Annotated in this window: 11 protein-coding genes; 9 read left to right on the forward strand and 2 right to left on the reverse strand. The window is 55.7% G+C overall.

The features are described from left to right. Window positions 1–97 precede the first annotated feature (97 nt). Window positions 98–1,039, reverse strand: coding sequence for a hypothetical protein (locus tag BLT77_RS06295; protein ID WP_090363624.1), 942 nt, complete (start codon window positions 1,037–1,039; stop codon window positions 98–100). Between the two features lie 685 nt (window positions 1,040–1,724). Here BLT77_RS06295 and fixA point away from each other — a divergent pair. The 9 genes from fixA (at window position 1,725) to BLT77_RS06340 (ending at window position 12,717) form a co-directional block, all read left to right on the forward strand. Further along, window positions 1,725–2,498: a putative electron transfer flavoprotein FixA gene (fixA, locus tag BLT77_RS06300; RefSeq protein WP_090363627.1), complete on the forward strand. Its 774-nt coding sequence runs from the start codon at window positions 1,725–1,727 to the stop codon at window positions 2,496–2,498. Between the two features lie 16 nt (window positions 2,499–2,514). Next, a complete protein-coding gene (locus BLT77_RS06305; protein WP_090363630.1) occupies window positions 2,515–3,456 on the forward strand; it encodes an FAD-binding protein in 942 nt (313 codons plus the stop codon). Window positions 3,457–3,528: 72 nt separating this feature from the next. Next, window positions 3,529–4,818: an FAD-dependent oxidoreductase gene (locus tag BLT77_RS06310; protein WP_090363633.1), complete on the forward strand. Its 1,290-nt coding sequence runs from the start codon at window positions 3,529–3,531 to the stop codon at window positions 4,816–4,818. Further along, the gene (locus BLT77_RS06315) at window positions 4,815–5,102 is read left to right on the forward strand and encodes a ferredoxin family protein (RefSeq protein ID WP_090363636.1); all 288 of its coding nucleotides are present in this window, start codon (window positions 4,815–4,817) and stop codon (window positions 5,100–5,102) included. The genes BLT77_RS06310 and BLT77_RS06315 overlap by 4 nt, the downstream gene beginning before the upstream one ends. A gap of 373 nt (window positions 5,103–5,475) precedes the next feature. After that, window positions 5,476–6,792: an MFS transporter gene (locus BLT77_RS06320; protein ID WP_090363641.1), complete on the forward strand. Its 1,317-nt coding sequence runs from the start codon at window positions 5,476–5,478 to the stop codon at window positions 6,790–6,792. Between the two features lie 534 nt (window positions 6,793–7,326). Then, complete coding sequence (locus BLT77_RS06325; protein ID WP_143026576.1) at window positions 7,327–8,883, forward strand: BCCT family transporter; 1,557 nt, start codon at window positions 7,327–7,329, stop codon at window positions 8,881–8,883. A 167-nt stretch (window positions 8,884–9,050) separates the two neighbouring features. Then, window positions 9,051–10,715 (forward strand): energy-dependent translational throttle protein EttA, encoded by a 1,665-nt coding sequence (ettA, locus tag BLT77_RS06330; RefSeq protein WP_090363646.1) that lies wholly within the window; start codon window positions 9,051–9,053, stop codon window positions 10,713–10,715. 404 nt (window positions 10,716–11,119) lie between these two features. After that, the gene (caiA, locus tag BLT77_RS06335) at window positions 11,120–12,256 is read left to right on the forward strand and encodes a crotonobetainyl-CoA dehydrogenase (RefSeq protein WP_090363649.1); all 1,137 of its coding nucleotides are present in this window, start codon (window positions 11,120–11,122) and stop codon (window positions 12,254–12,256) included. Between the two features lie 107 nt (window positions 12,257–12,363). Beyond that, entirely contained in the window at window positions 12,364–12,717 is a 354-nt protein-coding gene (locus BLT77_RS06340; protein WP_090363652.1) for a PilZ domain-containing protein, read from the forward strand. A gap of 71 nt (window positions 12,718–12,788) precedes the next feature. Here BLT77_RS06340 and radA read toward each other — a convergent pair whose 3' ends face one another. Beyond that, window positions 12,789–14,156: a DNA repair protein RadA gene (gene radA, locus BLT77_RS06345; RefSeq protein ID WP_090363655.1), complete on the reverse strand. Its 1,368-nt coding sequence runs from the start codon at window positions 14,154–14,156 to the stop codon at window positions 12,789–12,791. Between the last annotated feature and the right edge of the window lie 97 nt (window positions 14,157–14,253).

The following is a 14,253-nucleotide window of genomic DNA, read 5'->3' on the forward strand; positions in this document are numbered from 1 at the left end:
TTACTTAAATTTATAATTTAGCTAACAGAGAGTTCTAAATTAAAACTATCTAAACAATAACTATCTAAAAAGTAAAATTTGTACTGGATCTCACTTATCAGAAATAATACTGAAGATTTATATTAAAGCGACCATTCCAATCATCGCTGCTCTGCTCCAGGCCCAGACTATTGCCGCCCAGCCACAGAGTGTTCTTCGCGTTGTAATAGTCTACATAAACAAAGAAGCTCTTATAGGAAACTGAGAAACCGGTAGAGTTCAGGATTGAGTCATCGAAGCCAGCTTGATCCGGCTGCAATACACTGTAGTCGTTATAAACGGTGATTGTGCCCCAGCTCATTGGGAACTTCTTGGCGATATTCGCAGTCAGGATTTTGCCTTCGCTGGCTACTTCATAGAAGCCAGTCACAGCACCGATGCCAATTTTATTGGTGTCGACACTGCCGTCATCATATTGATCGAAGCTGTAGTCCAGATACTGCAGTTGCAGACCCCAGTCACCGTAGCTGAAATCACCGTGTGCGGCCCAGGTCAGGGTGTCGCCGGACTCATTCTCAACACTGTTGTACAGTTGACCGTACTCCAGCGATGCGCCCAACAGCAACTCATAGCCTTCACCGCTGAGACGGTAAGACTGACGCAGGTCGAAAGTATTGCGCTCTTCGTTGTTGTAGGTGTTATCACCAATGGTGCCCGACCCTACAGTACCGGCGTAGTTCCGATAGTCACTGCCACCGTAAGTTGCGCCCTGGTGGAAAGAAAACTCGGTTTCCCACGGCCCTTTTACGTAGCTCAGGTTGGCACCCACACCCCAGTCATCCTCAAAGCCGAGGTAGTAGTTCAAGCTGTACCACCAGTTATGAGATGCGAAGTTCTTGTTGCCGAACGCCTTATCAACCACACCCAGTTTGAAGGTCAGGTCTTCACTGGCGTTCCAGTAGGCGTAGGCGTACTTCAGGTAGTCGTAGGAGTCGGTAAAGCGATACTCGGCTGTCACCCCGTAATCATCGAAGTTTTCGGAAAGTTTGATAGCAAACATATTGAAGTCAAAGTCACCGGATGTGGCTTTTGACGTCTCGCTATAATCCTTCCAATTGTAATTAACTCGAACATTACCCGCTACCTCAACTGCTGAAACTGATTGACTAACCAGTAATAAAGCAATGGGCAAAGACATTATTTTCTTATTCATCCAAATCACCTCCATTTTAGGTTGGTTGCATTATGCATATCGGATTTCAGGAAAAAACAGCCCCAGGTCACACTTCCCCTTTAGCGAGTAAGGTCAATACGGGCAATTTTTGAAGCAAATCACACTTTGATGGCCGATATTTATTTTTAGAGCAAAAAACACTCACCACAAAATGACCTGAACGGTATTTTTTGTGACACAGATAACATTTGCACCGTTCGAACGGCGGTTTCGATTGCTCTCAAATCGGGTACGGCGTTATTAATTAAAAACAGGAAACGGCAGCACACAAAAATGCTGAAAACGAATATTTTTACTCCAATCAAAAATGGCAGTAAGTTTTCTTTTCACCGCTTTTTAAGTTTGCTTGTTTATACAGTGAGGCTCACGAACAACATTCGAGACATGGCGCATTTACCACCGCTGTCCTCGCTATGAATTTCGGGTCACACACCTAAGGAAATAACGCCAGGCGTTCACTGAATTGAACCCGGCTAGCCTCAAACATTGCGAGAATCACACTGGAGAGACAATGAAAATTATTGCGTGTTACAAGCTGGTTCCTGAAGAGCAGGACATCGCCGTAACCTCCGACGGCGCCATCGATACCAGCAAAGCCTCCCTGAAAATCAGCCAATTTGATCTCAGCGCGGTAGAAGCAGCGGTACAACTGAAAGCCGCAGCCGGTGAAGGACACATCACCGCCCTGAGCATGGGTGGCAAAGCCCTGGAGAACCCAAAGGCGCGTAAGGACATTCTGTCCCGTGGCCCGGATGCCCTGACCATTGTGGTCGACGACAGCCTGCAACAATCACTGCCCCATCAGACCGCGCACGTATTGGCGGCTGCCGCAGCCAAGTCAGAGTTTGATCTGATTCTTTGCGGTGACGGCTCTGGCGACCTGTATGCCCAACAAGTGGGCTTGCTGCTGGGCGAAAAATTGGGCCTGCCCACCATCAACGGTGTTAGCAAGATTCTTTCCAGCGACGCCGGCATCCTGCGGGTCGAGCGAGAGCTGGATGACGAAGTCGAGGTACTGGAGATTGCACTGCCCGCCGTAGTCTCGGTCTCCGCCGACATTAACGAGCCTCAAATTCCGTCCATGAAGGCGATTCTTGGGGCGGCCAAAAAGCCCACCACCACTCTGAGCCTGGCGGATCTGGCTCTGGAGAGCCAGCCGGCAGTGGCTGAACTGGTCTCCATCAAGGCGCCGGAACAACAACAGCGTCAGCGCCACATCATTGAAGGCGACGGCGACGATCAAATCGCCGAATTCACCGAGCTACTGCGTAAAGCCGCCAACTAATTGAGAGGAATTAAGAATGAGCAAACTGCCAAATGTATGGGTCTTCAGCGACGTGGACTCACGCCTGCCGGAAGTGATCACTGGCGGCTTACAACTGGGTGACAAGGTCAGTGCCCTGGTGCTGGGCACCGATGCCGATGTCGCCATGGCTCACAGCCTGGGCGCCCACCAGGTGTTCCATCTGGGAGAGAAGCCCGACACCCGCATCGTCGAAGACTACGTAGACACCATGATCCACGCAGCCGACGCCCATGGCCGCCCAGAACTGATCCTGATCGGCGCAACCCGCCGTGGTAAGGCCATCGCTGCCAAACTGGGCGCACGCCTGCAGGCCGGTGTGTTTAACGACGCCAGCGAACTGGAGATTGCCGACGCAAAGGTCAAGGCCAAGCACATGGTTTATGGCGGCCTGGCACTGGGCGAAGAAACCCTGTGTTCACAGACTGCCATCGTCACCCTGGCAAACGGCGTCTTTGAACCTGCCGCGGCCACCGGCGCCACTGGCGAGACCGTCTCTCTGGACTTTGTCGCCCCGAAACACAGCATCACCTGCGTCGAGCGCCGCCAAAAAGCGGGACAAGGCGTGGATCTGGGCAAAGCCAAGCGGGTCATCGGCATCGGCAGTGGCATCGTCTCTCAGGACAACCTGAAAAAAGCGCAAGAACTGGCTTCCCTGTTGGGCGCTGAAATGGGCTGCAGCCGTCCCATCGCCGAAACTGAAAAATGGATGGAGCGCGAACGCTACATCGGCGTCTCCGGCATCATGCTTAAGCCAGAACTGTACTTTGCCGTGGGCATCTCTGGTCAGATTCAGCACATGGTGGGCGTCAACAGTGCCCAGACCATTGTGGCCATCAACAAAGACAAGAATGCACCGATTTTCCAGTACGCCGATTACGGCCTGGTAGGCGACGCCGGCAAGGTGATCCCCGCATTGATCGAGTCTCTTAACGCGTAAAAATTGTTCATTGTCAACATTTTGGCCCAAGGATGGGCCACGGACGACTCAACCTGAAAGAGTAACACTATTATGTCTGAAGAAGCCTTTGACACCATCATCGTCGGAGCGGGGGTAGCCGGTTGCATCGCCGCCTACGTTCTGGCCAAGGGTGGAGCCGACGTCCTGGTCATCGAGCGGGGCAACTACGCCGGCTCAAAAAACATGACCGGCGGCCGCCTTTATGGCCACAGCCTGGAGCGGGTCATTCCTGGCTTTGCCAGCGAAGCGCCCATCGAACGTAAGGTCACCAAGGAGAAAGTCACCTTCCTGACCGACGACAGCGCCGTCACCCTGGACTACCACAATGGCCGCGATCAAAACGCACTGCAGGAATCCTACACCGTCCTGCGAGGCGAGTTTGACCAGTGGCTGATGGCCAAAGCCGAAGAGGCCGGAGCTCAATTCATCAGCGGCATTCGCGTCGATAAGATTCTGACCGAGAATGGCAAGGTGCTGGGCGTGGAAGCCGATGGCGACGAACTCACCGCCAAAGCCGTCATTCTGGCCGAAGGGGTCAACCCGGTGCTGGGCGAGCAACTCGGTATGGTCTCCAAGGTGAAAGCCAGCGCCATGGCCGTCGGCGCCAAAGAGCTGATTGAACTGAGCGAAGCTCAGATTCAGGATCGCTTCAATGTCAGTGGTGACGAAGGCGCCGCCTGGCTGTTTGCCGGTTCGCCCTCCAATGGCCTGATGGGCGGCGGATTCCTGTACACCAACAAAACTACCGTCTCTCTCGGTGTGGTGTGCGGTCTCCATGACATCGGTGCCTCCAGCAAAACCGTGCCACAGATGCTGGAAGATTTCAAAAACCACCCGGCAGTAAAACCGCTGATCGAAGGCGGCAAGATGATCGAATACTCCGGTCACGTGGTTCCCGAAGCCGGCCTGCAGATGGTGCCGAAGCTGGTGGATGACGGCGTATTGATTGTGGGTGACGCTGCCGGTTTCTGTCTCAACGTTGGCTACACCGTACGTGGCATGGACTTGGCCATCGCTTCCGGGGAAGCGGCCGCTCAAGCCATTTTGACCGCTCGCGAAAACAGCGATTTCTCTGCAACTGGCCTGAGCAGTTACCAGACGTTACTGGAAGACAGCTTTGTCATGAAAGATCTGAAGCTGTATCAGAAGCTGCCCGCCTTTATGGAAAACCCACGCATCTTTAACCAGTACCCCAAGATGGTCGCCGACATCATGCAGGAGATGTTCACCGTCGACGGCAGCGACACGCCGCCGATTCGGAAGATGCTGATGAAGCACTGCAAAGAGGTGGGTTACCTCAATTTGATTAAAGACGGATTCAAAGGAGTCACGGCACTATGAGCAGTTCAGTGAACGTCGACGTCAAGCTGGGTGTGAACAAGTTCTATGTGGATGAAGGGCACCCACACATTGTCCTGAAAGACAACCCCGACATGAACGAATTCAAGAAACTGGTGAACGCCTGTCCGGCAGGCCTGTACAAACTGGCCGACGACGGCACCCCCCGCTTCGACGCTGCCGGCTGTCTGGAGTGTGGTACCTGTAAGTTCCTGTGTGGTGACACCATTTTGGAAAAATGGGAATACCCGCGCGGCACATTCGGCATCGAGTACCGCTACGGCTAACGACACAGAGAGGCAAAGAGATTTGCCTCTCTTATTTTGTGTGTGAACGGTCACTAAATATGATGGCCGTTAACGGTGAATAAAACAAAATAGACCACCGACAAACTGAACCACACTCATTCGCCACTAAATTAAGCAGCAAGAAATTGTAATCCGTAGTATAAAACAGGCACTAAGAGAGACATTAAATTCAGTATTTGTTAGATCATACACGGTCAGCAAGGGTGCATTTTGGTAACCTCTACTGGATTGAGTTGATACCGGAGCAACACGGTCAACTTTTAGGCGACATGGCAATGGAAGAGCTAATTATCACCACATTTTAGGGACAGTAAACCCCACCGTCTTTCTGTGCAGAATTTGAGGGCACATAATGAAAAATGCGAAAAGTTTCGATGACATGGAGTTTACTCCACTCCACAGAAAGATCATGCTATGGGGCAGTGGTGGTCCCTTCCTGGACGGTTATATTCTGGTCATTATCGGCATCGCCCTGGAACAATTGATTCCGCAGATGCAACTGGACTCCAACTGGATTGGGCTGGTGGGCGCGTCGACTCTGGTGGGATTGTTCGTCGGTACCGCCCTGTTCGGTTACATCGCCGATCTGTTCGGGCGCAAACTGATGTTTCTGATCGACATCATCGCCATCGGCGCCTTGTCCATCGCCACCATCTTTGTTTCCTCTCCCATGGAACTGGTGATCATGCGTTTTCTCATCGGCGTGGTCATTGGTGCCGATTACCCCATCGCCACCTCCATGGTGGCCGAATTTTCTCCGACCAAACACCGGGCGTTCACCATGGGGTTCATCGCCCTGATGTGGTACGTCGGCGCCACCTGCGCCAACGCCGTCGGCTATATGCTCTACGACCTTGAAGATGGCTGGCGCTGGATGCTGGGCAGTGGGGTCATTCCCTGCCTGGTCATTCTTCTGGGTCGTTTTCACCTGCCGGAGTCTCCCCGCTGGCTGATGCAAAAAGGGCGAATCGAAGAGTGTAAACAGGTGATGGCCACCTACTTCGGCAAAGAGATCGCCCTGGATGTAGAGGAGAAAAAGCCCACACGATACCGGGATATTTTTGAAAAACGAAACCTCAGAATGGTGATATTTACCGGCACCATCTGGAGCTGCCAAATCATTCCCATGTTTGCCATCTATACCTTTGGGCCGCAAATTATCGGCCTACTCGGACTTCATGATGGCAAGGACGCGGCTCTAGGGAACATTCTGATCAGTGTCTTCTTTATTGCCGGCTGCGTTCCCGCCATGTATTGGCTCAACTCCATCGGCCGGCGGCCGCTGCTGATTGGCAGTTTCGCCATCATGACCGCCGCCCTGGCGGTGTTGGGTATCGTCCCCAACCCCGGTATCGGCCTGGTGATTGCCGCCTTTGGCCTGTATGCCTTTTTCTCCGGCGGGCCGGGAATTCTGCAGTGGCTGTACCCCAACGAACTGTTCCCTACCGAGATTCGCGCCTCCGCCGTAGGAGCGGTCATGGCCTTCAGTCGTATCGGTACCATTCTGTCCACCTATGCCCTGCCACTGTTTATGGCCAAGTATGGGGTGTCCATGACCATGCTAATGGGGGCGGTGGTGTCCCTTGTCGGCTTCTTTATCTCAGTTACCATGGCACCGGAAACTCGGGGGTTGGCTCTGACTGAAACCAGCTCGGCAAAATTTGGATAAGGTGCATTTATGCCTCTGAATACAATAAGTACATTTCATAAATAAAGTGATTAGGGTAAATAACTACCCTCCTTTATTTATAACAAAAATAATATATAAAAGGCCTGCCGGATTCACTGACCGGACAGGCCTCGCTCGCTTCAAAAACATTAAATAAACAAAGAGCACAAATACCCCCAACAAATAAAAATAAAATTACCAAACAAAAAACGTGACCCAAAGTGTTTTTTTATTAATCACAGACAGGTAATGTCCGAATTAAAATTCACTCCGAACAAAACAATCTCAATATTAACTGACAGGCGAGTAGTGATGGTTTGTAATAGTGTCCCCATTAGCGCATCAACATCTGGCAACTGTAATGAACGGTAGACTCGGCCGCCAGCACCACAGTGCCATCCCAAACCAGCAACCTCAGCAACCGCCCCTGAGCCAATGGCCGGACTCTGAGGTGAACGCTCTAAACATGACTGTCAACACACAGCCCTGCCCGACCGGGCACATTGTCCCCCTAACCCGCTTTGGAGAGCAGCAGTGAGTACTATTCCGTCCACGGAGGCACGCCTCGGCTTTGGTGCGTCATCCCTATTGCCGAATATCGACACCTTCAAGTTTTTTGGCGCCTTTATTCTGGTATTGCTGGGAACCCTGCCGATGCTGCTCTATCCGGATAGCTCAAAGACCCTGATCTTCTCGCTGTTCCAGTTCATCACTCAGGAGCTGGGCTGGCTGTACATCATGGCCGGGATCGGCGCCTTCCTGTGGTGCCTGTGGCTGGCTTTCGGCCCCCATGGCAACAAGGTATTGGGCAGCACTCCCGAATACTCCGACTACAGCTGGGTGGCGATGCTGGTGTGCGCCGGTGTCGGCTCCGGCATCATGTACGGCAGCATGCTGGACTGGGCCCATCTGTCCAACCTGGGCATCAACGGCACCGAAGTCGGCAGTGCTCAGGCCAAAGAGTGGGCCTCGGCCTACGCCATGTTTCACTGGGGTCCCATCGCCTGGGCCATGTACGCCACCCTGGCGATTCCCATCGCCTACTCCTTTCACGTGAAGAAGACACCGGTGCTGAACATCTCCCAATGCTGCCACTTTTTGCTTGGAGATCGGGTCAACGGCGCCACCGGCAAGGTGATCGACATTCTGTTTATGATTGGCCTCATCGGCGGCGCGGCCACCTCATTAAGCCTGGGCGCCCCGGTGATTGCCGCCGGGATCAGTGCCCTGACCGGCGTTCCCAATGGTCTGCAATTGGAGGTACTGGTGCTGTTCCTGGTCACCGCCGTATTTGGGATGAGCGCCTTTTTTGGCATCAAGCGCGGCCTGCGCGCCATGTCAGACATCAATGTGGTGCTGTCGGTGGCGCTGCTGGCGTTTGTGTTGCTGACCGGGCCGACTGTGTTCACCATGGAGATGGGAGTCAGTACTCTGGGGCGGGTGCTGTCGAACTTCGTCGCCATGGCCACCAATATGGACCCCATTGAAAACTGCGGCCTGATCTCCAACTGGACCGTATTCTATTGGGCCTGGTGGGCGTCGTTTGCGCCCTTTATGTCGATTTTCATTGCCAAGATTTCCCGGGGACGCACCGTCAAAGCCACCATTTTGGTGACTCTGGTGGCCGCTTCCAGCGGCTGTGCCGCCTTCTACATCATCTTCGGTAACTTTGGTCTGCAACTGCAGCTGTCCGGCCAGCTGGACGTCGCCACCCTGGTCACCCAGTTCAAAGGGGGCGAGGTGATCGTGCGGATGGCCGAGTACCTGCCATTGACGCCGCTGTTCATTGGCACCTTCTCGCTGGTGTGTGGCATCTTTCTGGCCACCACTTACGATGCCGTCAGCTACGCCCTGTCCGCGACCACCACCGCCCACCTGACCCCGGATCAGGAGCCGGCCCGCTGGAATCGCCTGTTCTGGGCCTTTGTTCTGAGTTTACTGCCACTGGGCATTATGGTGGTCAATGGTCCACTGGAGGTGTTACAGACCGCCACCATCGTTTCGGGGTTGCCCATCATGGGGGTAGTCACCCTGGGAATTGTCTCCTTTGTCAAAGAGGTCAAAGCCACCGGCTGGGCACAATCCCGCTGATCCCCCCCCTTGTCGCCGGAATCCGTGCTCTGCTACTGGATTCCGGCGCACGACCCAGTATCATAGGCGCCATCCCAATGACGCTCGCCAGCACGCTGCCGGACTCCGGACTCAATCACCGGGGCAGGCCAGCCTGGCACTGATTGATTTTTTATATAGGAAACTCCATGGCACAGTTCATCTATTCCATGCTCAGAGTGGGTAAGGTGGTTCCACCTAAGCGCCACATCCTGAAAGACATCTCCCTCTCTTTCTTTCCCGGCGCCAAGATCGGCGTACTGGGTCTGAACGGTGCCGGTAAATCCACTTTGCTGCGGATCATGGCCGGCGTCGACACCGAATTTGAAGGGGAAGCCCGGCCGATGCCCGGCATCAATGTCGGCTACCTGCCCCAGGAACCGCAGATGGATCTGGACAAGACCGTGCGCGAAGTGGTCATGGAAGCGGTCAGCGACGTGGCCGGCGCCATCGCCCGCCTCAACGAGGTGTACGATGCCTATGCCGCCGAAGACGCCGACTTTGACGCTCTGGCCAAAGAGCAGGGTGAGCTGGAAGCACTGATCGACGCCAAAGACGGCCATAACCTGGACAACGCCCTGGAGCGCGCCGCCGACGCCATGCGCCTGCCGGAGTGGGACGCCAAAATTAAGGTGCTGTCCGGTGGTGAGCGCCGTCGTGTGGCCCTGGCCCGTCTGTTGCTGGAAAAGCCGGACATGCTGCTGCTTGACGAACCCACCAACCACCTGGACGCCGAATCCGTTGCCTGGCTGGAACGCTTCCTGGAAGAGTACCCGGGTACCGTTGTGGCCATTACCCACGACCGTTACTTCCTCGATAACGCCGCCGGCTGGATTCTGGAACTGGACCGTGGCGAAGGGATTCCATGGGAAGGCAACTACTCCTCCTGGCTGGAACAGAAAGAAGCTCGCCTGGAGCAGGAAGCCGCTCAGGAAAAGGCCCACATGAAGTCGATCCAGAAAGAGCTGGAGTGGGTACGCCAAAACCCCAAAGGCCGTCAGGCCAAAAGCAAGGCCCGTCTGAATCGCTTCGAAGAGTTGAACAACACCGACTACCAGCGCCGTAACGAAACCAATGAGCTGTTCATTCCGCCGGGTGAGCGTCTGGGTGACAAGGTGCTGGAGGTCAACAACCTGACCAAGTCCTACGACGGCCGGGTACTGATCAACGACCTGTCGTTCTCCGTTCCCAAAGGCGCCATCGTCGGCATCATCGGTGCCAACGGCGCCGGTAAGTCGACCCTGTTCCGCATGCTCAACGGCAGCGAAAGCGCCGACAGCGGCAGCATCGAACTGGGTGACACCGTCAAGATCGCCTCGGTGGATCAGTTCCGTGACTCCATGGACGACAGCAAAACCGTGTTCCAGGAGTTGTCCGGTGGTCAGGACATCCTCAAGATCGGTAGCTTTGAGATCCCGTCCCGGGCCTACGTCAGCCGCTTTAACTTTAAAGGCACCGACCAGCAGAAGCGAGTCGGCGAGCTGTCCGGTGGTGAGCGCGGCCGTCTGCACCTGGCCAAACTGCTGCAGGCCGGCGGCAACATGCTGTTGCTGGATGAGCCCACCAACGATCTGGATATCGAAACCCTGCGGGCACTGGAAAACGCCCTGTTGGAGTTCCCTGGCTGTGCCATGGTGATCTCTCACGACCGTTGGTTCCTTGACCGCATCGCCACCCACATTCTCGACTACCGGGATGAGGGGCAGGTCAACTTCTACGAAGGCAACTACAGCGAATACCGCGAGTGGATGAAGAAGACCCACGGCGCCGACGCCCTGGAGCCGCACCGCATCAAGTACAAGCGCATCGACTGATGCTACCAAGGGCCGCCATGGCGGCCCTTCCTCCTCTCTGACAGCTAGAACACCTATTTATCCCCTTGTTTTAAATAAACAAGTTTTTCCAGCTCGCGCCCCTCCCGGTAACATGAATCTCCCCCACTGCCGAACAGAAATCCAACCTGGGTTCACCTGCCAAGGCGATGAAAGTGTTATGCTGTTCGTCTGACTTGATCACTCCCGTCGTCACAACGATGGCGGGCCCTGGCATCGTCCGCTTCGTCCTCAACCAGACAGGCCGATACGCAACACCCGTCTCAGACCGGCACCCGGACGCCGATGCAAGGAGATCACCTGAATTTGGAAGCCTGTGACTCTCCGGCACAGCCCCAGGAATGGACACCTCGCTTCCCTCGATTGCTTCTAGCGGTGAATGACTTATGAACTACAGACTGACCCACGAACAAGAGCTGTTTGTCCAGGGGGTACGCAACCTGATGGAGCGGGAAAACTGGGAACCCTATTTTGCCGAATGTGACGACAGCAACACCTACCCGGAGCGCTTCGTCAAAGAGTTGGCGAACATGGGGCTGGACAGTCTGCTGCTGCCCGAAGAGCACGATGGCTTTGATGCGGGCCTGCTGACCCTGACGGTGATATGGGAAGAGTTGGGCCGCCTGGGCGCCCCCACCTATGTGCTGTATCAGATGGCCGGCTTCTCCACCTTCCTGCGTGAGGGCTCCGAAGAGCAGATCAACAAGATTCTGGCACTCAGAGGCACCGGCAAGCAGATGTGGAACTCGGCCATTACCGAGCCGGGAGCCGGCTCGGACGTGCGCAGCCTGCAAACCAGCTACCTGCGTAAAAACGGCAAAATCTACCTCAACGGCACCAAATGCTACATCACCAGTGCCGCTGGCGCCGCCTATCTGGTGGTGATGGCCAAAGACGCCTCCTCAATGACCCCGGTTTTTTCGGAGTTTTTTGTCGACATGAACAAGCCTGGCATCACCGTGACCCCGCTGCCTAAGCTGGGCCTGAAGATGGACAGTTGCTGCGAAGTGGAGTTTGACCAGGTGGAACTGGAGGAGAGCGACCTGTTTGGTACCGAAGGCAACGGCTTCGAGCGGGTAAAAGAGGAGTTCGACCTGGAGCGCTTCCTGATCGCCTGCACCAATTACGGCAGCGCCTACTGCGCCTTTGAAGACGCCGCTCGCTACGCCAATCATCGGGTGCAATTTGGCCAGCCCATCGCCCGAACCCAGCTGATTCAGGACAAATTTGCCCAGATGGCCATTAACCTGAACAACATGAAAAACATGCTGTATCAAACCGCCTGGAAAGCAGACAACGGCATGATGACCTCCGGTGACGCCGCCATGTGCAAACTCTACTGCGCCAAAGCCGCCTTCGAAGTGGTGGACGAGGCGATGCAAGTCTTCGGCGGCTCGGCCATCACTGGCGAGCACCGCATCAGCCGCTTCTGGCGAGATCTGAGGGTGGATCGCGTATCCGGTGGTTCAGAAGAGATGCAGCGGCTGACTCTGGGACGGGCGGTGCTCAAAGAGTACGCCTGACGCCCTGCCCAAATGGCAACCAGGTCGGCGATTCCGGGGCCTGGTTACTGTTCCAGCTCTGAGGTTAACCCTATACTCAGAGTATCAACATCAGGAGCGCAAAACCGATGGAAGAACGGCGACACTTTACTCGGGTGCAATTTATGGGGCCGGCGTTGTTGTGGCAGGGACAGCGACAGTGGTCAACCCGGGTGCTGGATCTCAGCCTGCACGGCATCCTGCTGGCCAGACCCGAAGGGATGACTGTGGCACTGAATCAACCCATGACGGTGCATGTGCCTCTCAGCGACACCATCACCATAAAGATGCAGGCGGAGATACTGCGTATCAACGCCCAGTCACTGGGGCTGGTATGGAACAACATCAATGTCGACAGCCTGATCCATCTGCGCCGGCTCATCGAACTGCACAGCCCCTCCTCCATTGACAAGGAGCTGGAAGAGCTGTGGATGGAGATCTGATCCCCGGCGGCCGACAGCGACCACCTCAGCATTCGAACAGGGCGGAGGCGGGCTGAGTCGGCCGCTTGCCGTTAAATCGCTTCCAGCGCCTGATCCAGTTTGGTCACCCCTATCACCTCCATGCCCGCCACTGGCTGTCTGGGCACATTGCCCTTGGGCACAATGGCCCGGGTAAAACCATGCTTGGCGGCTTCATTGAGACGCTCACCGCCGTTGGGTACCGGACGAATCTCACCGGACAACCCCACTTCGCCAAACACCACCAGATCCCTGGGCAGGGCGTGATCCCGAAAGCTGGAAACCATCGCCAGCAACAGGCTGAGATCGGCGCCGGTTTCGGTGACCTTGACGCCGCCAACCACATTGGCAAACACATCCTGGTCGGACATCTGCAGGCCACCATGGCGATGCAACACCGCCAGCAGCATCGCCAACCGGTTCTGCTCCAAGCCAACGGCAATGCGCCTGGGGTTTCCTAACTGGCTGTGATCCACCAGTGCCTGCAGTTCCACCAGCAATGGCCGGGTCCCCTCCCAGATCACCAGCACCACCGAACCGGGCGCCTGCTCCTCACCTCGGGACAGGAAGATCGCCGACGGGTTGGCCACCTCTTTCAGGCCCTGGCCGGTCATGGCAAACACCCCCAGCTCATTGACGGCGCCAAAGCGGTTTTTATGGCTGCGCATGGTGCGGAAGCGGGAGTCGCCCTCGCCATCGAGCAGTACCGAGCAGTCAATGCAGTGCTCAAGCACCTTGGGCCCGGCCAGGGAGCCGTCTTTGGTCACATGCCCCACCAGGAACATCGCCACGTTGTTCTGCTTGGCAAACCGGGTCAGGTAGGCGGCACTTTCCCGCACCTGGGCCACGCTGCCCGGTGCCGACTGGACGTCGGCCATGTGCATCACCTGAATGGAGTCGATCACCATGATCGACGGCTTCTCCTTTTCGGCGATGTGGCAGATCTGCTCCACCGAGGTTTCCGACAGCATCTTCAGCTTGTCGGTGGGCAGTGCCAACCGGTTGGCCCTCATCGCTACCTGCTGCAGTGACTCCTCACCGGTCACATAGAGGGCATTCATGCTCTGTGACAGGCGACACATGGTCTGCAGCAGCAGGGTGGATTTACCCGCCCCCGGGCTGCCGCCGATCAGAATGGCCGAACCGGGGACAATACCGCCGCCAAGCACCCGATCCAACTCGCTGAAACCGCTCCCAAACCGGGGCAGCTCTTCCAAATTAATCTCATTGAGTAACTGCACCCCGGCGGAAGCGGCATCGCCGGCATAGCCGCTGAAGCGATCGCTGCGCCCCTTGCTTGCCGCCCCCAGACGCACTTCCGTCAGGGTATTCCAGGCGCTGCACGCGTTACACTGCCCCTGCCAACGCGGGTGATCGGCCCCGCAATCGTTACACACGTAAGCCGATTTAGCCTTTGCCATTCTGCCCCTCAAACGGTGTTCATCAACTGTTGATCTGACTGGAATCCGGCCGTCTCTGCTCTTACCACTGCACCCAGACAGCAAAAAACTGAGAGCC

Source organism: Ferrimonas sediminum, from assembly GCF_900100175.1.
GTDB classification, from domain to species: Bacteria; Pseudomonadota; Gammaproteobacteria; order Enterobacterales; family Shewanellaceae; genus Ferrimonas; species Ferrimonas sediminum.

Bases quoted from the DNA above. Each gene is read 5' to 3' on its own strand.
- radA (WP_090363655.1), bottom strand. From the start codon at position 14,156: ATGGCAAAGGCTAAATCGGCTTACGTGTGTAACGATTGCGGGGCCGAT.
- BLT77_RS06315 (WP_090363636.1), top strand. From the start codon at position 4,815: ATGAGCAGTTCAGTGAACGTCGACGTCAAGCTGGGTGTGAACAAGTTC.
- BLT77_RS06295 (WP_090363624.1), bottom strand. From the start codon at position 1,039: ATGTTTGCTATCAAACTTTCCGAAAACTTCGATGATTACGGGGTGACA.
- fixA (WP_090363627.1), top strand. From the start codon at position 1,725: ATGAAAATTATTGCGTGTTACAAGCTGGTTCCTGAAGAGCAGGACATC.
- ettA (WP_090363646.1), top strand. From the start codon at position 9,051: ATGGCACAGTTCATCTATTCCATGCTCAGAGTGGGTAAGGTGGTTCCA.
- BLT77_RS06340 (WP_090363652.1), top strand. From the start codon at position 12,364: ATGGAAGAACGGCGACACTTTACTCGGGTGCAATTTATGGGGCCGGCG.
- BLT77_RS06310 (WP_090363633.1), top strand. From the start codon at position 3,529: ATGTCTGAAGAAGCCTTTGACACCATCATCGTCGGAGCGGGGGTAGCC.
- BLT77_RS06320 (WP_090363641.1), top strand. From the start codon at position 5,476: ATGAAAAATGCGAAAAGTTTCGATGACATGGAGTTTACTCCACTCCAC.
- caiA (WP_090363649.1), top strand. From the start codon at position 11,120: ATGAACTACAGACTGACCCACGAACAAGAGCTGTTTGTCCAGGGGGTA.
- BLT77_RS06305 (WP_090363630.1), top strand. From the start codon at position 2,515: ATGAGCAAACTGCCAAATGTATGGGTCTTCAGCGACGTGGACTCACGC.